This window comes from Pararoseomonas baculiformis, assembly GCF_017813395.1.
GTDB classification, from domain to species: Bacteria; Pseudomonadota; Alphaproteobacteria; order Acetobacterales; family Acetobacteraceae; genus Roseomonas; species Roseomonas baculiformis.
Map to the genome: position 1 here is coordinate 208,643 of NZ_JAGIZB010000001.1, position 20,851 is coordinate 229,493.

Annotated in this window: 20 protein-coding genes; 8 read left to right on the forward strand and 12 right to left on the reverse strand. The window is 69.8% G+C overall.

What is annotated here, in order from left to right:
* Nucleotides 1-22 precede the first annotated feature (22 nt).
* The gene (locus J8J14_RS00950) at nucleotides 23-379 is read right to left on the reverse strand and encodes a winged helix-turn-helix transcriptional regulator (protein WP_209377540.1); all 357 of its coding nucleotides are present in this window, start codon (nucleotides 377-379) and stop codon (nucleotides 23-25) included.
* Nucleotides 380-479: 100 nt separating this feature from the next.
* Between J8J14_RS00950 and J8J14_RS00955 the strand changes: the two genes are divergently transcribed.
* From J8J14_RS00955 to J8J14_RS00970, 4 genes are all read left to right on the forward strand, one after another.
* Nucleotides 480-1,502 (forward strand): zinc-binding alcohol dehydrogenase family protein, encoded by a 1,023-nt coding sequence (locus J8J14_RS00955; RefSeq protein WP_209377541.1) that lies wholly within the window; start codon nucleotides 480-482, stop codon nucleotides 1,500-1,502.
* Nucleotides 1,503-1,613: 111 nt separating this feature from the next.
* Nucleotides 1,614-1,811, forward strand: a complete 198-nt coding sequence (locus J8J14_RS00960; RefSeq protein WP_209377542.1) for a hypothetical protein — start codon at nucleotides 1,614-1,616, stop codon at nucleotides 1,809-1,811.
* 90 nt (nucleotides 1,812-1,901) lie between these two features.
* The gene (locus J8J14_RS00965) at nucleotides 1,902-2,906 is read left to right on the forward strand and encodes a Bug family tripartite tricarboxylate transporter substrate binding protein (protein WP_209377543.1); all 1,005 of its coding nucleotides are present in this window, start codon (nucleotides 1,902-1,904) and stop codon (nucleotides 2,904-2,906) included.
* 67 nt (nucleotides 2,907-2,973) lie between these two features.
* Complete coding sequence (locus J8J14_RS00970; protein WP_209377544.1) at nucleotides 2,974-3,981, forward strand: alpha/beta fold hydrolase; 1,008 nt, start codon at nucleotides 2,974-2,976, stop codon at nucleotides 3,979-3,981.
* Here J8J14_RS00970 and J8J14_RS00975 read toward each other — a convergent pair.
* From J8J14_RS00975 to J8J14_RS01015, 9 genes are all read right to left on the reverse strand, one after another.
* Nucleotides 3,973-4,665, reverse strand: a complete 693-nt coding sequence (locus J8J14_RS00975; protein ID WP_209377545.1) for a TetR/AcrR family transcriptional regulator — start codon at nucleotides 4,663-4,665, stop codon at nucleotides 3,973-3,975. The genes J8J14_RS00970 and J8J14_RS00975 overlap by 9 nt on opposite strands.
* Nucleotides 4,665-5,816 carry an FAD-dependent monooxygenase gene (locus J8J14_RS00980; protein ID WP_245215220.1) on the reverse strand — a complete coding sequence of 384 codons (1,152 nt, stop codon included), beginning with the start codon at nucleotides 5,814-5,816 and terminating at the stop codon, nucleotides 4,665-4,667. Before J8J14_RS00980 ends, J8J14_RS00975 begins: the two co-directional genes overlap by 1 nt.
* Before the next feature lie 64 nt (nucleotides 5,817-5,880).
* A complete protein-coding gene (locus tag J8J14_RS00985; protein WP_209377546.1) occupies nucleotides 5,881-9,393 on the reverse strand; it encodes a molybdopterin cofactor-binding domain-containing protein in 3,513 nt (1,170 codons plus the stop codon).
* On the reverse strand, nucleotides 9,390-9,866 hold the full coding sequence (locus J8J14_RS00990) for a (2Fe-2S)-binding protein (protein ID WP_209377547.1): 477 nt from the start codon (nucleotides 9,864-9,866) through the stop codon (nucleotides 9,390-9,392). The genes J8J14_RS00985 and J8J14_RS00990 overlap by 4 nt, the downstream gene beginning before the upstream one ends.
* Nucleotides 9,866-10,567: an ABC transporter ATP-binding protein gene (locus J8J14_RS00995; protein ID WP_209377548.1), complete on the reverse strand. Its 702-nt coding sequence runs from the start codon at nucleotides 10,565-10,567 to the stop codon at nucleotides 9,866-9,868. The genes J8J14_RS00990 and J8J14_RS00995 overlap by 1 nt, the downstream gene beginning before the upstream one ends.
* A gap of 1 nt (nucleotide 10,568) precedes the next feature.
* Nucleotides 10,569-11,327, reverse strand: a complete 759-nt coding sequence (locus tag J8J14_RS01000) for an ABC transporter ATP-binding protein (RefSeq protein WP_209377549.1) — start codon at nucleotides 11,325-11,327, stop codon at nucleotides 10,569-10,571.
* Complete coding sequence (locus tag J8J14_RS01005; RefSeq protein ID WP_209377550.1) at nucleotides 11,324-13,165, reverse strand: ABC transporter permease; 1,842 nt, start codon at nucleotides 13,163-13,165, stop codon at nucleotides 11,324-11,326. The genes J8J14_RS01000 and J8J14_RS01005 overlap by 4 nt, the downstream gene beginning before the upstream one ends.
* 30 nt (nucleotides 13,166-13,195) lie before the next feature.
* Nucleotides 13,196-14,407 carry an ABC transporter substrate-binding protein gene (locus J8J14_RS01010; protein ID WP_209377551.1) on the reverse strand — a complete coding sequence of 404 codons (1,212 nt, stop codon included), beginning with the start codon at nucleotides 14,405-14,407 and terminating at the stop codon, nucleotides 13,196-13,198.
* 58 nt (nucleotides 14,408-14,465) lie between these two features.
* Nucleotides 14,466-15,518 (reverse strand): M29 family metallopeptidase, encoded by a 1,053-nt coding sequence (locus J8J14_RS01015; protein WP_209377552.1) that lies wholly within the window; start codon nucleotides 15,516-15,518, stop codon nucleotides 14,466-14,468.
* 171 nt (nucleotides 15,519-15,689) lie between these two features.
* Between J8J14_RS01015 and J8J14_RS01020 the strand changes: the two genes are divergently transcribed.
* Together J8J14_RS01020 and J8J14_RS01025 are read left to right on the forward strand one after the other, a co-directional pair.
* The gene (locus J8J14_RS01020) at nucleotides 15,690-16,304 is read left to right on the forward strand and encodes a flavin reductase family protein (RefSeq protein ID WP_209377553.1); all 615 of its coding nucleotides are present in this window, start codon (nucleotides 15,690-15,692) and stop codon (nucleotides 16,302-16,304) included.
* Between the two features lie 13 nt (nucleotides 16,305-16,317).
* Nucleotides 16,318-17,244 carry a LysR substrate-binding domain-containing protein gene (locus J8J14_RS01025; RefSeq protein ID WP_209377751.1) on the forward strand — a complete coding sequence of 309 codons (927 nt, stop codon included), beginning with the start codon at nucleotides 16,318-16,320 and terminating at the stop codon, nucleotides 17,242-17,244.
* Here J8J14_RS01025 and J8J14_RS01030 read toward each other — a convergent pair.
* Together J8J14_RS01030 and upp are read right to left on the reverse strand one after the other, a co-directional pair.
* On the reverse strand, nucleotides 17,207-18,286 hold the full coding sequence (locus J8J14_RS01030; protein WP_456307500.1) for a YeiH family protein: 1,080 nt from the start codon (nucleotides 18,284-18,286) through the stop codon (nucleotides 17,207-17,209). The two genes, J8J14_RS01025 and J8J14_RS01030, sit on opposite strands and share 38 nt — an antisense overlap.
* A 50-nt stretch (nucleotides 18,287-18,336) precedes the next feature.
* Nucleotides 18,337-18,981, reverse strand: coding sequence for a uracil phosphoribosyltransferase (upp, locus tag J8J14_RS01035; protein ID WP_209377554.1), 645 nt, complete (start codon nucleotides 18,979-18,981; stop codon nucleotides 18,337-18,339).
* Between the two features lie 292 nt (nucleotides 18,982-19,273).
* Between upp and J8J14_RS01040 the strand changes: the two genes are divergently transcribed.
* Both J8J14_RS01040 and J8J14_RS01045 read left to right on the forward strand, forming a co-directional pair.
* The gene (locus J8J14_RS01040) at nucleotides 19,274-20,281 is read left to right on the forward strand and encodes a KpsF/GutQ family sugar-phosphate isomerase (protein ID WP_209377555.1); all 1,008 of its coding nucleotides are present in this window, start codon (nucleotides 19,274-19,276) and stop codon (nucleotides 20,279-20,281) included.
* Between the two features lie 306 nt (nucleotides 20,282-20,587).
* A complete protein-coding gene (locus J8J14_RS01045; protein ID WP_209377556.1) occupies nucleotides 20,588-20,791 on the forward strand; it encodes a cold-shock protein in 204 nt (67 codons plus the stop codon).
* Nucleotides 20,792-20,851 lie beyond the last annotated feature (60 nt).

Consider the following 20,851-nt stretch of genomic DNA (forward strand, 5'->3'; position numbering starts at 1 on the left):
ATCCGGGGCGGAAGGCTAGGCCCTAGGCCGCCTTTGCCGCCAGCCCCCCCATGACATGCTGGTCGCCCCATTCCTTCAGCGCCCGGATCACCGGCGCCAGGCTGCGGCCGCGCTCGGAAAGGCTGTATTCCACCCGCGGCGGCACCTCGGCATAGACGCGGCGGGTGATCAGCCCATCCGCCTCCAACTCCCTGAGCTGGTTGGTCAGCATGCGCTGGGTGACGTTGGGCAGGCGCCGCCGGATCTCGTTGAAGCGCATCGTCCCCTCCCCGAGATGGTGCAGGATCACGCCCTTCCACTTGCCGTCGATCAGGGCGAGCGTTGCCTCCACCGCGCAGCCCGGACTGCAGGCCAGGGATTGGTGCCGGGTGCGGGCCATCACGGTATCCTTTTCGACACTATGGGCTTTGAATGTGCGTTCTTGCGGGTATTGACGCTATCGCGCATCTCGGCTGCCAGCAACGGAATGGAGATGCGCCATGCGCGCCATCGGCTACGCGAAGACCCTGCCCATCACGGAAGCCGAATCCCTGGTGGATATCGATCTACCCGCCCCGGAACCCCGCGGGCGCGACCTGCTGGTGGAGGTGCGCGCCGTCTCGGTGAACCCTGTGGACACCAAGGTCCGCATGCGCGCCGGGCCGGATGCGGGGCAGCACAAGGTGCTGGGCTGGGACGCGGCCGGCATCGTGAAGGCCGTGGGCCCGGATGCCACCCGTTTCCGTCCGGGCGACGCTGTTTTCTATGCCGGTGACCTGACCCGCCCCGGCACCAATGCCGAACTGCACCTGGTGGATGAGCGGATCGTCGGCGCCAAGCCGGCGAGCCTGGGCTTCGCCGAGGCCGCCGCCCTGCCGCTGACCGCCATCACCGCCTGGGAAGCCCTGTTCGACCGGCTGCAGGTGAAGGCCCATACGGTGCCGGGCGCCGCACGGGCCATCCTCATCATCGGCGGCGCGGGCGGGGTTGGCTCCATTGCCATCCAGCTTGCGCGCAAGCTGACGGATCTTACCGTCATCGCCACCGCCTCCCGTCCGGAGACGCGGGAATGGGTGCTGGAACTGGGCGCCCATCATGTGGTGGACCATTCGAAGCCGCTGGCCGCGGAGGTGGCGGCGCTGGGCATCGGCGCCCCGGCTTTCGTCTTCTCCACCACCCAGACCGACCGGCACCTGGCGCAGATCGCGGAGCTGATCGCACCGCAGGGCCGCTTCGCCCTGATCGACGATCCCGCCACGCTCGATGTCTCCCTGCTGAAGCGAAAGAGCGTCTCCCTGCACTGGGAGTTCATGTTCACCCGCTCCATGTTCGGCACGGCCGATATCGCGGAGCAGGCGGCGCTGCTGGACGAGGTTTCGCGGCTGGTGGATGCGGGCACGCTCCGCACCACGCTGGGCGAGAGCTTCGGCACGATCAGCGCCGCCAATCTCCGCCGCGCCCATGCACTGATCGAGAGCGGCAAGGCGCGCGGCAAGGTCGTGCTGGAGGGCTTCGGGGCCTGAAGCCCGGGCCGGGCGCCCCAGCCCGCGGCGCCCGGCCCGGCAACGCCGCCCCGCCCGCGGCGTTCACCCCCGGGCCGGGCTACGGTCCAGGCTACCGGGAGGTTTGCAATCATGGGCGACCCGACCAGCACCGGCATTCCGGTGCCCGCCAGCGGCAGCGGGCGCCCCGGGGACGAGACCGATCCCGCGGCCTCCCAGACCGCGCCGAATACCTGCCCGGCCTGCGGCGGTTCCGGCCGGCTGGAGAACAAGCCCTGCCCGGAATGTGAAGGCACGGGCATGGTGACCGTGACCGTGGGCGACGCCTGACGCCCGCCAAGGGGTGACGCCTCCCCCGGGGCTGGGCCAGTATGGACGCGCAGGACCGGCCCGGAACGAGGCCGGCGAGGAGACACGCCCATGCTGAGCCGACGCCAATTCGGCGGCCGATCCGCCGCCCTTACCCTTTCCGCCGCCGGGGCCGCGCTGTCCCGCCCCGCCCTGGCGCAGGGCCGCTTCCCGGACCGGCCGATCACCATCGTCGTGCCCTTCGCCCCCGGCGGCGCCAATGACCTGGCCGGGCGCCTGCTGGCCGACCGCATGGGCCCGCTGCTGCACCCCGAGGGCAGGGTGCTGGTGGAGAACCGCCCGGGCGGCGGCAGCGCGATCGGCGCGGAATATGTCCGGCGCGCCCGGCCCGATGGCTACACGCTGCTGGTCGGCTCCGCCTCCACCCTCGCCGTGGCGCCCGCCGCCGGCGCCAGCGCGGCGCGCTACCACCCCACCCAGGACTTCACGCCGCTCACCGTCGTGGGAACCAGCCCGCTGGGCGTGGTGGTGCCCACCAATTCCGGCGTCACGACGCTGAAGCAGCTCGTGGACAGGCTGAAGGCCGAGCCGGGGCGCGTCACCTATGCCTCCTCGGGCGTCGGCGGCGTCTCGCATCTGGGCGCCGACTACCTGGCCAACCTGGCCGGCACCTCCGCGCAGCACATTCCCTATCGCGGCGGATCGCAGACCGCGGAATCGCTGATCAAGGGCGAGACGCTCTATGCCGTGGACCAGCTCGGCTCCGTGGTCGGCCAGATCCGGGACGGGGCGTTGCGCCTGCTGGCCGTGACCACGCGCACGCGCGATTCCAACTTCCCCGATGTTCCCACCGTGGCGGAGGCCGCGCTGCCGGATTACGAGCTGACGACCTGGACCGCGATGGTCGGGCCGAAGGACCTGCCGGACGAGGTGGCGCAGGCGCTGAGCAAGGCCGCCAACGCGGCGCTGGCCGAGCCGCGCGTGCGCGAGAGGCTGGAGAGCACCGGCACCACCCCGATGCTGGACAGCACGCCGGCTTCCACCCGGGCCTTCCTGGATCGCGAATACGCGCTGTACCAGAACATCGTGAAGCGGATCGGGCTGAAGCTCGACTAGGCTACGGCCATCTTGCGACGGGCCCCGGCATCGGCTGCATTGCCGGGGCTGCCGCCGGAGATGATCGATGACCACATGGCCCACCCGGACCGGGCGCTACGCGCTGGGTGAGCTGCCCGTAGTGAAGGGCGGCATGATTCCGGGCGCCATGCTGAACTGGAAGACGCATGGAACGCTGTCGCCCGAACGCGACAACGTCATCCTCTACCCCACCAGCTACGGAGCCACGGCGGCGGAGCTGGAATGGCTGATCCGGCCGGATGGCGTCTTGGACCCGGCGCGCTGGTTCATCGTGCAGATCGACATGTTCGGGAACGGCGTCTCCACCTCCCCGGCCGATACGCCCGGCTATCCCGCCCTCGTCACCGCCCATGACAATGTCCATGCCCAGCGCCGCCTGCTGCGGGATGTGCTGGGGATCGAGCGGCTGCGCGCCGTCTATGGCTGGTCCATGGGCGCCCAGCAGGCCTATCACTGGGCGGCGCTGTTCCCGGATGCGGTGGAGGCGGTGTTCATCAATTGCGGCAGCGCCCGGACCGCCGTGCATAACCAGGTCTTCACCCGGGCGCAGATGGCCATCCTGGAATCCGCGCCGGAACATGACGGCAAGGGCGGTTTCTCCGCCCAGCCCCTGGCCGCGCTGCGCGCCTTCGGCCGCAACTATGCAGGCTATGCGATGAGCCAGGATTTCTACCGCGCCGGGTTGCACATCACGCCGCAGACGCCGGATCTCGAATCCTACCTGGCCGTCTGGGACGGGCGCTACCTGCAGAAGAAGGCGGCGAACCTGCTGGCGCAGATGCGCTGCTGGAATGCCGGCGACATCAGCGACAACGAGACCTACGGGCGGGACCTGCACGCCGCGCTCCGCGCCATCCGGGCACGGGTCCTGCTGATGCCGGGCGAGACCGACATCTATTTCCGCGTGGCCGACAACGAGGCGGAGCTGCCGCATCTGCGCCACGCCGAACTGCGCCCCATCCCCAGCATCTGGGGCCACCGCGCCGGCAATCCGCTGGACAACCCGGAGGACACGGCCTTTCTCCGGCGCTGCGTGGATGAGTGGCTAGGCTGAGGACCCGCTGGACGGGGCGGTGAAGCCGGCGACGAGGAAATCCGTCAGCCGCCGCACGACCTCCCCCGTGTCATCCGTGGTGAAGCGGCCCTCGGACACCTCGGCCAGCCGGTCGAAGCCCGAGAGCATGTAGAGATAAGTGCCCACGGCGAACATCATGCGCCAATGCGCATCCGCCGCGTCCAGCCCGGGCAGGGCGCGCTGCAGGGCGGCGATGTAGTTGCGGGTGGAGCTGTCATAGACCTCCCGCCGCAGCCGCAGCGCCAGCTCGTCCGGCTCATGGTGCAGCCGCGCCTGCATCCGCACGAAGGCCATGGCCTGCGCCCCGCCTTCACGCAGCCGGAACTGCGGGGTGAGATAGGCCGTGACCAGCTCCCGCGCCGTGGGCGGCCGGGGGCGGGCCAGAAGCGCATCGAGCAGCGCCTGGCGCTCGTGCGAGACCTCCAGGCCACGCCGCTTGAACAGGGTTTCGAACAGCCCCTGCTTGCTGCCGAAATAGTAGATGATCAGCGCCTGGGTGACATCCGCGCGCTCCGCGATTTCCCGCAGGGAGGCCGCGACATAGCCATGGTCGGCGAAGACCTGCTCGGCCACGGCCAGGATGTTGTCCTGCGTCGAGACACCTTCCGGATCGGCCGGGCGGCGCCCGATCCGGCGGCGCGGCGGGGCGGCGCCGGCGGCCATCAGGCCGCCGCGCGGGTCGGCTCGACCAGTGGCACGTTGAAGACGTCATAGCCGAAGACCCAGGCCGGATCCTCGTTCGTGCGAAGCCAGGTGTTGTCATGGGACACCTTCTGCACGCGGGACGCCCGGTCGATCCGGTTGGCGCGATACAGGGCGAAGGCCGTCTCGTGATCCTCCGTGCCCACTTCCTTGAAGCAGCGGGCGAGCATGGCCGCATCCTCGATCGCCATGGCGGCGCCCTGGGCCATATGCGGCTTCATCGGGTGGCAGGCATCGCCCAGCATCACCAGCCGCCCGCGGCTCCAGAGCGGCAGCGGGTCGCGCTCCAGCAGGGGCCATTTGGTGATCTCGGAACAGGCATCGATCAGGGACTGCACCATGGGGTGATAGCCGGCGAAGGCCTCGCGCATCTCCTCCTGGCTGCTCTCCACCCAGGCCTTGCTCATGTCCCATTCGGCCTGGGGCACGCCGGTGACGTAGTAGTACTCGTCCTGCTGCTCGGTGACGTAATAGACCATCATGTGGCGGTCCTCGGACCACCACTTCACGCACTGGTCGAAGCTGTAGCCGTATTTCGCCAGGGCGGAGGCCGGGAAGACAGCGCGATGCGCGACCCAGCCTGTGTAGCGGGGCAGTTCCGTGCCCAGCATGTGCTCGCGGATCACGGAGTTCACGCCATCGGCGCCGATGACGATATCCGCCTCGGCCGTGCTGCCATCCGCGAAGCGCAGCAGCACATCCTTGCCGCGATCCGCGATGGCGGTCAGGCGCTTGTCATAGCGCAGCGAACCGGCCGGGACCGCATCCACCATCAGCCTGTGGAAATCGCCGCGATGCACGGTGAGGTAGGAGGCGCCATAGGCCTTGCGGGCGAAGTCGCCCAGCGGGATCTGGGAGAGGATCGCACCATCATCCCAGTTCCGGCTGTACCAGTAGTCCGGATGCGAACCCATCGCCTCCATCGCCGGCTCCAGCCCGATGCGGCGCATGATCTTCATCACGTTGGGCCCGACATGGATGCCGGCACCGAGGCGGGAGAAGGCAGGGGCCTGCTCATACAGCGTGGCGTCGAAGCCCTCCTCGCGCAGGAGCAGCGCGGCGGCGATCCCGCCGAGCCCGGCTCCGACGATGGCGATGCGAGGCTTGCTCATGATCCGGTCTCCTGGGCCGCTCCAAGTATTTAACTGCACGTTCAGTTAGACGGAAGCGCAATCTTCAATGCGCCGCCAGCTTCCGCGCCCGGGCGATGGCGCCGGGCAGGTCCGGCCAGGCGGCGTGGCCCGGGGCGAAGTTCTCGCGGATGAAGCGGAGAAGGATCTCGACCTGCCGGTCGCTCAGGCTGTCGCGGAAGCCCGGCATCTCGCCATGGCCGGGAATGGTCGGGCGGATGCCGTCCAGGATCACGCGTAGCAGGTTGTCCGGCCGGTCGCCATGCACGTTGCTGTTCAGCGCCAGGGCCACCTCGGGCCCCTCCTGCGCGCCGCCGCCATGGCAGGCGCCGCAGGCCCCCTGGAAGAGGCGCGCGCCTTCGCTGCCGCCCTGGCGCGGGCCGGGAGCGGCGGCGGCCAGCAGCGGCGCCGGATGCCGCTCCGCAGGCGAGGGGTTCAGCGAGGCGAGATAGTGCGCCATGGCCCGGATGTCGGAATCCGGCAGCACCTGGAGATTTGCCACCACCGGCGCCATGGAACCGGCCGCCACGCCATGGCGCTGCGAATGGCCGGTGCGGAGATACTCGTGGAAATCCGCCTCCGTCCAGGGCAGGGGCGCGCGGGACAGGCTGTTCAGCGCGGGCGCTTCCCAGCCCTCCACCATGGCTCCGGCGAAGGTGGCGGCGCCACGCTTCTCGGCGCCCAGCGCGTTGCGCGGCGTGTGGCAGGCGCCGCAATGGCCCAGCGCGTTCACCAGGTAGTTGCCCCGGTTCCACTCGGCCGACCTGGCCGGGTCCGGCTCCATCGCGCCGGGGCGGTGGAAGAGCAGGTTCCACCCCGCCATCAGCGGACGGATGTTGTAGGGGAAGGCCAGCTTCGTCTCGGGCACGACCGAGCGCACCGGGGCCTGCGCCATGAGATAGGCGTAGAGGGCCAGCAGGTCCTCATCCGTCATCTTCGAATAGGTCGTGTAGGGAAAGGCGGGGTAGAGATGCCGCCCGTCCCGCGCGATGCCCTGGCGCATGGCACGCTCGAAGGCCGCGAAGGAATAGGCGCCGATCCCGGTTTCCACGTCGGGGGTGATGTTGGTGGACCAGATCCGGCCGAACCCCGTGTCCAGCGCCAGCCCCCCCGCATTCACCGCGCCGCCGGGCGCCGTGTGGCACACGGCGCAATCGCCCGCAGCCGCCAGAAGCCGACCGCGCTCGATCTGCGCGGCGGAGAACACATCCGCGCCCGGCGGCCTGGCGGGCGCGATGGCGGAGGCCCAGCCCATCGCCGCACCCGCCGCCACGACCAGCCCGCCCGCCAGCCCGCCCAGCCCCGCGAACCAGCGCCGCCGCTTCCTCCCCGCCTCAGTCTTCAGCGCGGGCTGCAGCCCCTCCCGGATCACCTCCGGCGTGAAGGGCACCTTGCGGAAGCGCACGCCGGTCGCGTCGAAGATGGCGTTCGCGATCGCGGCGGCGCTGGGCACCGAGGCGGATTCACCGGCCCCCAGGGGCGGCTCCTCCGGCCGCGGCATCATCAGCACCTCGATCTCCGGCACCTCCCGGAAATCGAGGATGGGGTAGCCGCCCCATTCCTGGCTGGCCACCAGCCCGTTCTCGAAGGAGACGCGCTCCTTCAGCGCGCGGCTCGTGGCCTGGATGACATTGCCATGCACCTGGTGGCGCACGCCGTCCGGGTTGATCATCAGCCCGGCGTCATGGCCCGTGACGATGCGCGTTGCGGTCACCTCGCCCGTGCGGCGGTTCACCTCCACCTCGGCCACCCAGGCCGCCCAGGCGGCGCCATAGCCCGGGAACTTGCTGTGGACGTAAAGGGCATAGGCAAAGCCCTGACCGCGCAGGATGTCGCCCTCGGCCTTCATGCGCGGGCCGGTGCGGCGCTCCCACCCGGCGCGCTCGGCCACGGCCTTCACCAGATCGATCGCACGCGGGTCGCGCAGGTAGCGCAGCCGGTACTCCACCGGGTCCACCCCCGCCTCCGCCGCGCATTCATCGATCCAGGATTCATGCGCGAAGGTGCTGGGCAGGGAGGACACGCCCCGCATCCAGGAAGCCCGCACGATGGGCGGCATGTCCTCCACCGCGATGCGCAGGGATGGATAGTCATAGGGCGGGATGGCCGTGCGGTCCCCCATCTGCAGGACCGCCGGCTCCGGCTTCACAACCCCGGTCAGCAACAGCCCGAGCAGCGGCGCATCATTCGAGGGATAGCGCGAGACGAAGTCATAGGCGGCCACCTCCCCCGCCGCATCCAGCCCGCCATCCACATCGATGAGCTGCGCCGCGCCCTTCGGCTCCCACAGATGCTCCTGTTCCCGCGTGAGCTGCACGCGCACCGGCCGCCCGACGGCGCGGGACAGAAGCGCCGCATCCCCGCACACGTCATCGGCGCAGTTGCGGCCATAGCAGCCCGCCGCCTCCATGCGCGTGACCTCGATCCGCGCCTCCGGCATGGCCATGAGCTGCGCCAGGGCGGTGCGCAGCATATGCGGGTTCTGCGTGCCCGACCAAAGGCGAAGCCGCCCTTCGCTGCAATCGGCCACGGCGCAGGATGGGCCGATGGAGCCATGCATCTGGTAGGGCCAGGAATAGGTGCGGGGCATGCGTTTCGCGGCGCCCGCCAGCGCCGCATCCACATCGCCCGTATCCTTCAGCACGCGGCGCGTGGAAGGGTTCTCCCGCAGCGCCTGCTCCACATCGTCCAGGCTGGCCGGGGCCGTGAAGGCCTTCCAGGCCACGCGCAGTTCCCGCGCGGCGCGGGCCGCCGCCTCCTCGCGCTCCGCCACCACGCCGATGAAGTCGCCGATCACCACCACATCCACGACGCCGGAAATGTGGGAGACGGAATCCCGGTCCACCGAGAGCAGGCTGTTGCCGATGAAGGCGCCGGCATCCAGCCCCGCATAGGGCGGCCGCACCACGCGGCCATGCAGCATGCCCGGCACGCGCATGTCATGCACGAAGATCAGTCCGCCCGTAGCCTTGGCCGGGATATCCACCCGCGGCACGGGCTTGCCGACGATCCGGTAATCCTCCACCCGCTTCAGCGGAGCTGCGCCGCTCAGCGGCACCCTCTCCCTCGCGCCCCGCAACAGCGCGCCATAGGAGACGCTCCGGCCATCAGGGGCGAGGACGATGCCTTCGGACACCTCCAGCGCCCCGGTTCCCAGCCGCGCGGCGGCCAGGGCCAGCAGCGCGCGCCGCGCTTCCGCCGCCGCCTGGCGCAGCGGCACGGCGGAGATCTGGATGGTCTCGCTGGCGATGGTCGGCCCCTGGTCCGGCGCGCGCTCCGTATGGCCGAGCACCATGTTCACCTGGTCCAGCCGGACATCCAGCTCCTCGGCCACGATCTGCGCCAGTGCCGTGCGGATGCCGGTGCCCAGGTCCACATGCCCGTTGAAGGCGGCCACGCTGCCATCGTCGAAGACGGCGACGAAGATGTCCTCCTCGTCCCGCTCATTCGCGCCGGGCTCCGTGCCCGGCGTGGGCGCCCGCCCGCGGGTGATGGCAAGGACGCCATCCTGCCGCAGAAGCTCCTGGCGGCTGGTCTCCTGGCGCGCGCGCATGGTCATGCCGCCCGCTCCGCCACGGCGCGGCGCACGGAGGCCAGGATCTCCACATGCGTGCCGCAACGGCACAGGTTGTGGGCCAGCGCGTCCCGGATCTCCGCCTCGCTCGGGCTGGGGTTCCGCTCCAGCAGCGCCACCGTCGCCATGATCATGCCGTTCAGGCAGTAGCCGCATTGCGCGCCCTGCTCGGCGATGAAGGCGGCCTGCACGGGATGCGGTGCCTCCATCGTGCCCAGCCCCTCCAGCGTCACCACCCGCCGGCCCTCTGCACGGGAGAGGGGCAGCACGCAGGAACGGACGGCCCGGCCGTCCAGCAGCACGGCGCAGGCGCCGCATTCGCCCAGCCCGCAGCCATATTTCGGCCCGTTCAGCTCCAGGTCGTTCCGCAGCACCATCAGGAGTGGCGCCGAGGGATCGAGATGCAGCACCTGCCGCCGCCCGTTCACCTCCAGCGCGATCTCCCGCGGCGCCGGCATCACACCGCCAGGTACTGGGTGCGCGCGGCTTCGTCCGCCCGCAGCTCGGCCATGGTGCCGGACCAGACCACGCGGCCCTTTTCCACCACCGTCGCGCTGTCGGCCACGCCGCCGGCGAAATGCAGGTTCTGCTCGGCCAGGAGGATGGTCAGCCCCTCCCCCTTCAGCGCCAGGATGGCCTTCGCCATCTGCTCCACGATCACGGGGGCCAAGCCTTCGCTGGGCTCGTCCAGCAGCACCAAGCGGGGATTGCCCATCAGCGTGCGGGCGATGGTCAGCATCTGCTGCTCGCCGCCGCTCATCCGCCCGCCCGGGCGGTCGCGCATGCGCCCGAGATTGGGAAAAAGCTCAAAGAGCCGCTCCGGCGTCCAGCCCCGCATTCCCCCCCGCGCGGTCTGCTTCCCGACCTCGAGGTTCTCCATCACCGTCAGGTCGGCGAAGACGCGCCGGTCCTCCGGCACATAGCCCAGCCCCCGGCGCGCGATGCGGTGCGGCTCCTCGCCCGCGATCTCCTGCCCATCGAAGCTGATGCGCCCGCTGGTGGGGCGCACCAGGCCGATGATGGACTTCATCGTGGTGCTCTTGCCCGCGCCGTTGCGGCCCAGCAGCACGCGCACCTCGCCCCTTCCCATCTGCAGCGACATGCCCTGCAGGATATGCGCCCGGCCGTAATGCGTGTTCAGCCCATCGACCGACAGCATCTCAGTGCCCCCCGCTCGTCGCGCCGGTGCCGAGATAGATCTCGCGGACCGCCGGGTTGGCCCGGATCGAGGCCCCGTCGCCCTCGGCGATCAGGACGCCGCGGTTCAGCACCAGGATGCGGTCGGAGACATCGAACACGACATCCATGTCATGCTCCGTGAAGAGCACGGCCACGCCGCGTTCCGTCGCCAGCCTGCGCGTCAGCTGCATCAGCCCCACGCGCTCGGCCGGCGCCATCCCGGCGGTGGGCTCGTCCATCAGCAGCAGCCGCGGCTCGTTGCCGAGCGCGATCGCCAGCTCCAGCCGCTTCAGGTCGCCATAGGCCAGCACGCCCGTCGCGCGCTCCGCCTGCGCCTCCAGCCCGACCTGCGCGAGCAGCGCATCCGCCTCTCCGGCATAGCGCCCGGCCACGGGGCGCCAGAACTGCCAGATCTCCCGCCGGTGGGAGAGCAGCGCCATTTGCACGTTCTCCCGCACCGTCATGGAACCGAAGGTGGCTGTGATCTGGAAGGTGCGCCCCACCCCCTGCCGCGCGATGGCGCGCGGGCCGAGGCCGGTGATGGACCTGCCATCCAACACCACCGAGCCCGCATCCGGCCGCAGCTGCCCGCCCACCATGTTGAAGCAGGTGGACTTGCCCGCGCCATTCGGCCCGATCATCGCCAGCATCTCCCCCGGCGCCACGGCGAAGGAGACATCCCCCACCGCCTGCACGCCACCGAAGGACTTGCTCAGCCCCTGCACCACGAGAACGCTCATGCCTCGCGCCCCCGCAGCCAGAGCCGCCGCGCGGCACCCGCGATGCCCTCGGGGAAGGCGACGACGAGCAGCACGATGACCGAGCCCAGCACCAGCCGCCACAGATCGGTGGAGCGGACCAGGATATCGGCCAGCCCCGTATAGACCAGCGCCCCGATGATCGGCCCTGCCACGGTCTGCAGCCCGCCCAGCAGCACCATCAGCAGCGCTTCCACCGAATGCGGGATGGAGATGTAGGTCGGGAAGATGCCGCCCTTGCTGTAGGAGAAGATGGCACCGGAAAGCCCGCAGGCCGCCCCCGCGATCACCAGCGCCACGATCCGCAGGCGCTTCACGTCCAGCCCGATGGATTGCGCCCGCGTGGCCGAATCCCGTGCCGCCCGCAGCGCATAGCCATAGGGGGCGAAGAGCGCGCGCCGCAGCAGCAGCGCCACGCCAACGGCCAGCACCAGCGCGATCCAGTAGAAGATCGTGGGATCGCGCGCCCATTCGGAAGGCCAGAGGCCGAGCAGCCCGTTGTCGCCCCCCGTCACCTCCACCCATTGGAAGGAGATGGCCCAGACGATCTGCGCGAAAGCGAGGGTGAGCATGGAGAGATACACGCCGGAGAGACGCACCACGAACCAGCCGAACAGCGCCGCCACGATCCCGGCGGCAACAGGCGCGGCCAGCATCCCCACCGGCATGGGCGCCCCGATCCACTGCATCAGCAGTCCGGCGGCATAGGCGCCGATGCCGAACCAGGCGGCATGGCCGAAGCTCGCCATCCCGCCCGGCCCCATCATGAAATGCAGGGAGGTGGCGAAGATGATGGCCACGCAGGCATCCGTCAGCACGGTCAGGTAGTAGTCGCCCACCACGAGGGGCGCGGCCACGGCCAGGGCAAGCGCCACCAGCCCCAGGATCCGCAGTTCCCGTGGCGCGGCACGGATTACGGGGGCGGCCACCGTCGCCTCGCGCGCCTCGGCCTGCGGGCGGCCCATCAGCCCGTTCGGGCGGAAGACCAGCACCACCGCCATCACCAGGAAGACCAGCACCAACGTGATCTTCGGCACCAGCACGATGCCGAAGGCCTGGAGGATGCCGATCAGCAGGCTGGCCAGGAAGGCGCCGGTCAGGCTGCCCAGCCCCCCGACCACTACCACCACGAAGGCATCGGTGATGATGGAAAGGTCGATGTTCAGATTGGCCGAGGAATTGGGCAGGGAGAGCGCGCCGCCCAACCCCGCCAGCCCCGCGCCGAGCGCAAAGACGGAGGTGAAGAGCGTGCGCTGGTTCACGCCCAGCGCCGCCACCATCTCGCGGTCCAGCGTGGCTGCGCGCACCAGCGTGCCCCAGCGCGTGCGGTTCATCAGCAGCCAGAGCAGCCCCAGCACCACGGGGCCGACGAAGATCAGGATCAGGTCGTAGAAGGGGAAGCGGTTTCCCATGATCTCCACGAAGCCCCGCATCCAGCGCGGCCGCGGCAGGGGCAGTTCCACCGCGCCCCAGATCCAGAGCGTGACATCCTGCAGCACCAGCACCACGCCGAAGGTGGCCAGAAGCTGGAACAGCTCCGGCGCGCGATAGACGCGGCGCAGCACCACCACTTCCAGCACCACGCCGATCAGCGCGATGGCGAGCACGGTGAGCACCAGCCCCAGGATGAACCATTCGGGATCACGCGGCAGGCGCGTGAGGATGCTCCAGCCGATATAGGCACCGAGCATCATCAGCGAGCCGTGGGAGAAGTTCACGATCCGGGTGACGCCGAAGATGATGGTCAGCCCGGAAGCCACGAGGAAAAGCGACGAGGCCCCGGCGAGCCCCGTCAGCAACTGCGGAATGATGCTGTCCATTGTCTGACGGGGCGCTCGCCGGCTCTTGGTTCAGGTCGCGCTGGCCGGGCGCATGCCGCGCACCACGTCATCCGCGGGCAGCAGGTCCTTGCCGTCCACGTAGCGCCAATCGACCATCACGCCCTCGTTCCGGCGCAGCGCGGTCTTGCCGACATAGACGCCCAGCGTGCCCTGGTGATCGATGGCGCGGTAGAGCGCCGGACCCGCAGGCGTTTCGAAGCTGGCGCCGCGGAATCCTTCCACCATCTTCTCCGCCTCGGTCGATCCCGCCTTGGCCACGCCGGCCGCGATGGAGTTGATAAGCGAATACCCCACCAGCGAGCCGCACATGGGCTTGGCGTTGAACTTCTGGCGGTACGCGGCCGCATAGGCCTTGTGGGCCGGCGTATCGATCGCCTCGCCGGGATAGCCGGTGACGATCCAGCCCTCCGGCGCCTCATCGCCCAGCGGATCGAGGTATTCGGGCTCGCCCGTGAGCATGGAGACGACGGAGCGCCGCTCGAACAGCCCGCGCGTGTTCCCCTGGCGGACGAAATTGGTCAGGTCCGGCCCGAAGAGCACGTTGAAGATCGCTTCCGGCCGCGCCTGCTCCAGCGCCTGCACGGTAGCGCCCGCATCCACGCGGCCCAGCGCCGGCCATTGCTCCGCCACGAACTGCACATCGGGCCGCTTGGAGGAGAGGATCTGCTTGAACCACTTCACGGCGGACTGGCCATATTCGTAGTTCGGCGAAACCGTCACCCAGCGCTTGGCCGGCAGCTTCGCCGCCTCCTCCGCCAGGATCGAGGCCTGCATGTAGGTGGAGGGGCGCAGGCGGAAGGTGTAGCGGTTGCCGCGATCCCACACCATCGCATCGGTCAGCGGCTCGCCGCCGATATAGATCCGCTTGTTCTGCAGCGCGTACTCGCTCAGCGCCAGCCCGACATTGGAGAGGAAGGCGCCGGCCAGAACATCGACCTTCTGGTCGTTGTACAGCTCGCCCGCCAGCCGCACCGCATCCTGCGGCCGCCCGGCATCATCGCGCGTGATCAGCTCCAGCGGCCGGCCGAGCACGCCACCCCTGGCGTTGATCTGCTCCACCGCCAGCTGCATCGCGTTCCGGTATGGCAGGGTGAAGGCGGGCTGCGAGGTGTAGCTGTTGATCTCGCCGATGCGGATGGGATTGCTTCCCTGCGCGCGCAGGAGCCCGGGCATCGCGAACGCGCCGGACGCGCCGAGAACGAGGCGCCGTGACAGAGGCATGGTGCTACTCCTGGTCGGTAGGGAAGGAAGTGGGCCGGGCGCTGGGCCCGGCCAGGTTTCACTCGGCCGCCAGCGCGACCTGGTCCAGCACCTTGCCATCCCTCGTCACCATCTCGCCATCCAGGCGCACGGTGCAGCGCCGCAGGGGGATGTCGATATGGCACGGGGTGTTGCGCGTGCCGCCGGCCTCGGTGTTCGGACCGAGGGAGAAGAGGAAGTTGCCCGCGAAGGCCCGCGCATCCATGCCGATGGTCTGCTCGCGGTCATAGAGCGAGAGGACGGACCAGCGCGCCCGGTCCTGCAGACCCCAGCCGATATGGGAGATGGCCCAGGCTTCCGGATCCTTGAAGCTGTCGATGTAGTCCTGCAGCAGCTCGGCGTCGAGCCCGCCCTCGACCTTCGTGACGTAGCCGTCCTTCACGGTCAGGGTGATCTTTTCCGACACATAGGATTTCTGCGGCAGCAGGATGTCGCCGCGGTCGATCACGATGGTGCCGTTGGACTTGCCCTCATTCGGCCAAGTCGCCAGGAAGCCACTCGGCCAGTGGTCCCAGCGCCCGGGCGCATCGACGAAGCCGTATTCCTCCAGAAGCGGGTATTCGCCCAGCGCGCAGCGCAGATCGGTGCCGGCGGCGGAGGTGACATGCATCTCCTTCGCCGCCTTCAGCTTCTCCGCCGCCGCCTTCACGCGGATCTTGTCCTCCATCGTCGGCACCAGCCGCGCCAGAACTTCCGGCGGCTCCACCGCCAGCAGCATGCGCGTGCCGGATTCCAGGATCTCGCCCTGCTCCGGGGAGAAGAGGAGCAGCATGAGGTCGAGCACGAGATCGCTCGCCTTCAGCGCCGCCATGCCGGCCGGATTCCCCGTCAGCGGCGTGTCGCCCACGAAGGCCAGCGCATCCCGGCTCAGCGACGCCTCGCCATTCACCGGCGGCAGGTCCAGCCGGTTCACGATGGCACCCATGCCGCGCGCCGCGATCATGGCGGTGGAAAGGGTCTGGGGATGCGTGGCGGGCCCGGTCAGCACCGTCACCACCTCGCCCGATTTCAGCTGGGAGAGAGTGAGAACTTTCCTCCAGGCCTCGATCATGTCCGCGTCGCTGATGGCCATGGCTGTGCCTTTCCGCTGGAACTAACTGAGCGTACAGTTATGAAATCGGCGCCGGGAAGCGGAATTCCACACTGCATCGCAGCATTCCCGGCCGGCCCGCACCTGCCCCGCCCATCCTCTATGCAATCTGCAGGACAAGTGATCATTTCCTGCCCAGGGAAAGGACTGCCCATGGACCCGCATTTCTACGAACCGCGCCTTGGCCACGGCCTTGCCCATGATCCCTTCAAGGCCATCATCGCGCCGCGCCCCATCGGCTGGATCACGACGGTGGATGCGGAAGGGCAGGTGAACCTGGCGCCCTACAGCTTTTTCAACGCCTTCAATTCCAATCCGCCCATCGTCGGCTTCGCCAGTGAGGGGCGCAAGGACAGCCTGCGCAATGTGGAGGCGACCGGCGAATTCGTCTGCAACCTCGCCACGCGCCCGCTGGCGGAGGTGATGAACCGCAGCAGCGCACCCCTGCCCCATGGCGAATCGGAGATGCGCTTCGCCGGGATCGAGGCCGCGCCCTCCCGGCTGGTGAAGCCGCCCCGCGTGGCCGACACCCCCGCCGCGCTGGAATGCCGCCTGCTGCAGATCGTGCCACTGAAGAACCTGGAGGGCACGGAACTGAACACGCATCTCGTCCTCGGCCAGGTCGTCGGTGTGCATATCGACCGCGCCTATCTGAAGAACGGCATCTTCGACACAAAGGCCGCCCGCCCCATCGGCCGCTGCGGTTATCGCGGCGACTACGCGGAGATCGGCGAGATGTTCGAGATGATCCGCCCCAGCACGGCCTGAGCACCCCATGCGGCTGACGCTCGAACAGCTCCGTGTCTTCGTCGCGGTCGCGGAGCGCCAGCATGTCACCCGCGCGGCGGAGGCGCTGCACCTCACCCAATCCGCCGCCAGCGCCGCCATCGCCACGCTGGAAACCCGCAGCGGCGTCCGCCTCTTTGATCGTGTCGGGCGCGGCATCGAGCTGACCGGGGCGGGCCGTGCCTTCCTGGCGGAGGCGCGCGCCGTCCTTGCCCGGGCGGAGGCCGCCGAGACCGTGCTGGCCGAGCTCGCCGGGCTCGCCCGCGGCACCCTGCCCGTCCATGCCAGCCAGACCATCGCCAGCTATTGGCTGCCGCGCCACCTCGTCGCCTTCCGGCGCGCCCATCCCGGCATCACCGTGCCGCTCTCCATCGGCAACACCGCGCAGGTGGCCGCCGCGGTCGCCGCCGGCACGGCGGAGCTGGGCTTCGTGGAGGGCGCGGTGGAGGACCCGCATTTCATCGCGCGCACCGTGGCGATGGACCAGCTCGTCGTGGTCGTCGCCCCCTCTCATCCCTGGGCGTCTCGCCCGCCCGCCGATCTCGCCACCCTCGTGCGGGAGGGGGAATGGGTCCTGCGCGAGCCCGGATCCGGCACCCGCTCCGCCTTCGAGGATTCCCTGCATGCCGCCGGGCTCGACCCGGGCGCGCTGGCGGTGACGCTGGAACTGCCCTCGAACGAATCCGTCCGCGGGGCGGTGGAGGCGGGGCTGGGCGCCACCGCCATCTCCGCTTCCGTCGCCGCGCCGAGCATCGAGGCCGGGCTGCTGCATCGCGTGCCTATCGCCCTGCCCGAGCGCGCATTCCAGGTGCTGTGGCACCGGGAACGCCCGCCCAGCCGCGCGGCCGAGGCGCTCCTCGCCCTGCTGCCCGCCGAGGCGCCCTTCAGGCGACGCCGAGGAGCCGGATCAGCCCCAGGCTGATCACTCCCAGCAGCAGCAGCGAGGCCACGCCCGCCGCCACCACGCGCCCGCCGGAACGTGCCACCGTGCGCACATCCACCCCCAGGCCGAGCGCGGCCATGGACAGAATGGTCAGCGCCGTCGCGAGCATCGCGATCGGCCCCAGCAGCGCCTGGGGCAGCAGGCCCAGCGTGCGCAGCACCGCCATGCCGAGGAACCCGATGATGAACCAGGGCACGAGGCGCGAGAGCCGTGGCCGCCCCCCTGCCACGACCTCGCCCGGCGGCACGGGTTCGGCCCGCAGCCGCGGCGCCAGGAGCGAGAGGCCGACCACGACGGGACCCAGCATCAGCACGCGCACCAGCTTCACCAGCGTGCCGACCTGCACGCTCAGCGCGCCCACCGGGGCCGTGGCCGCCAGCACCTGCGGCACCGCATAGACGGTGAGCCCGGCCAGCACCCCGTACTGCTCCAGGCTCAGCCCCAGCGCGGGCACCAGCAGGGGAAGGAGAAGCACCACCACCACGCCCAGCACGGCGGTGAAGGCGATGGAGGAGGCCACGTCCTCGCTATCAGCCCCTACCACCGGCGCCACCGCGGCGATGGCCGAATTGCCGCAGATCGAGTTGCCGCAGGCCACCAGCACCGCCATCCGCGCGGGCAGTCCGAGCAGGCGGCAGATGCCGTAGCTGGCCATGATGGCCACGGCCACCACCAGCGCGATGCCCAGCAGCAGTGCGGGCCCCACGGCCAGGATGGTCGCCACGCTCAGCGAGGCGCCGAGCAGCACCACCGCCACCTCCAGCAGCATCTTGGCCGAGAAATCGATGCCGGGCTTCCAGCGCGGGCCGGGCTTCCAGGCCGTGCGGATCACCGTGCCCAGCAGGATCGCCAGCACCAGCGCCTCCAGCCAAGCCCGCCCGAACACCGCCTCCTCCATCCGCGCCAGCCCCAGCGCGGCGAGGGTCACGGCGGCGCAGAGCAGGACGCCGGGAAGCAGGCGGGAGATTTGTTGGGGCAGCGGCATGGCCCGGAAGCTGCCCCCGCCGATGCGATCGAACAAACAGATGGGACCGATGAAATCAAACTGTCACATCGATCATTCGCGGGCGGCTACTTGGTGCCGAACAGGCGGTCCCCCGCATCGCCCAGCCCGGGGCGGATATAGGCGTGGTCGTCCAGCATCCGGTCCACGGCGCAGGCATAGACCGGCACGTCCGGATGCTCGGCCGCCAACACGGAAAGCCCCTCCGGCACGGCCAGCAGGCAGGCAAAGCGCAGGTTGTGGCAGCCCGCCTTCTTCAGCCGCGCCAGCGCGGCGGCTGCCGAATGGCCGGTGGCCAGCATCGGGTCCACCACGATCACCAGCCGCTCCGCCACGTCCTCGGGCAGCTTCAGATAGTACTCCACCGGGCGCTTCGTCGCGGGATCGCGGTACAGCCCCATATGGCCCACACGAGCGGAGGGCATGAGGTCCAGCATGCCGGAGGCAATGCCATCCCCGGCGCGGAGGATGGAGACGATGCACAGCTTCTTGCCCGCGATGGAGGGCGCCATCATCGGCTCCAGCGGCGTGTCGATCGGCACGCGCTCGATCGGCAGGTCCCGCGTCAGCTCATAGGCCATCAGCAGGCTCACCTCCCGCGCCAGGGAGCGGAACTCGCCGGTGGAGGTTTCCCGCCGCCGCATGATGGTCAGCTTATGCTGCACCAGCGGGTGGATGAGCACGGTCAGCCTGGGATGGATGGCCTGGTCCATGGTCGCGCCGCTCCCTCTCGCCCGCCCCGGGGCTGTGGGGCGCCCTGCCCCCTTAGCGCGACAGGCGCCCGCGGCGAAGCCGCCTAGCGAAACCAGCGGCGAAGCCGCCAACCGTCACCAGTGGCGAAGCCGCCCGGCGAAACCCGCTGCCCGACCATGCAAGGCCGGATGTCGCCACCGGCGCCCCGCCGGGGCTATACCGGCGGCCCCAAGGCGCGCCGGGCCTCCCACCGCCCCGGCACAGGACGCAACCGGTGCCCCGTGCCGGGCCCGGATCACCAAGGATCAGCCAATGGACCAGCAGACGGAAACGCAGGCGCAGGCCTTCCTCGCGCCGCCCTCCGCCCTGGATGATGCCCGCAAGACCCTGCGCCTTGAGGCGGAGGGGCTGAACGCCCTTTGCCTCGCGCTCGATGGCCCCCTGGGCGAGCATTTCGACCAGGCCGTCTCCGCCATCGCCCAGGCGGGCGGGCGGGTGATCGTCACCGGCATGGGCAAGTCCGGCCATGTGGGCCGCAAGATCGCGGCCACCCTCGCCTCCACCGGCACGCCCGCCTATTTCGTGCACCCCGCCGAGGCCAGCCATGGCGACCTGGGCATGATCGGGGACAGCGACGTGGTGCTCGCCCTCTCCTGGTCCGGGGAAGCGCCGGAACTGGCGGATACCATCGCCTATGCCCGCCGCTGGGGCATCACCCTCATCGCCATCACCTCCCGCGCCACCAGCGCCCTGGGCTCGGCGGCCGATATTCCCCTCATCCTGCCCGTGATGCAGGAGGCCTGCCCGAACGGCCTGGCCCCCACCACCTCCACCACCATGCAGATGGCTATCGGCGATGCGCTGGCCGTGGCCCTGCTCTCGCGCCGCGGCTTCTCGGCACAGGATTTCCGGCGCTTCCACCCGGGCGGCAAGCTCGGCTCCCAGCTGCGCAAGGTGCGCGAGGTGATGCATACCGGCGACGCCGTGCCCACCATCCCGGCGCAGGCCACCCTCTCCCAGGCCATCATGGAGATGACGGGCAAGCGCTTCGGCACCACCGCCGTGGTGGATGGCGAGGGAAGGCTGATCGGCGTGGTGACCGACGGCGACCTCCGCCGCGCCTTCCAGGCCGGCTTCGTCGATGGCCCGGTGCAGGAGGCCATGTCGCGCCAGCCCCGCACCATCGGACCCGACGCGCTGGCGGAACAGGCCCTCTCCCTTATGAATGAGCGCCGCATCACCAGCCTCTTCGTGCTGGAGGACGGTCGGCCCGCCGGAATTCTGCACCTGCACGACCTGCTCAGGATCGGGGTGGCCTGAGGCTGCCGCCGCGAGGGGGAATGCCTCGCCCGCGTCCTCAAGTCGCCCTGTCCGCGGCGGCCCCGCGCAGAAACGCCGCTCTCGTTCCATTCGCCGGGATGTTCAAATCGGTTTGATCGTTCCAGACAGCCCAAATAAAGCTTGGAAACCGCGGAAGCGGCGCCCATATTGGCGGGGTCAGGTTCGTTGTTGCGGTTTGCTCGGCCTGCCCATTCATTTGGGTAGGGGTTGGTTTCCGTCTCAAAGTGAAGATGATTCGGCGCATAATGTTGTGCGTCGGTTTTCCGTTTTGATCGGAATCGGTTCATGGCCATCGGCACTGTTAAGTGGTTCAACGCAACCAAGGGTTACGGCTTCATCCAGCCCGAGGACGGCTCCAAGGACGTGTTCCTGCACATCTCCGATGTTCAGCGCGCCGGCCTGGACGTTCGCGAGGGCGACAAGCTCGAATACGACGTGCAGAGCGGCCAGCAGGGCAAGCTCTCGGCCGGCAATCTCCGCCAGGCCTGAGGATCGAGCGGCGGGAACCGTCGCCATCCTGAGAATACGCCGTAGCGCATGCGCCGCGGA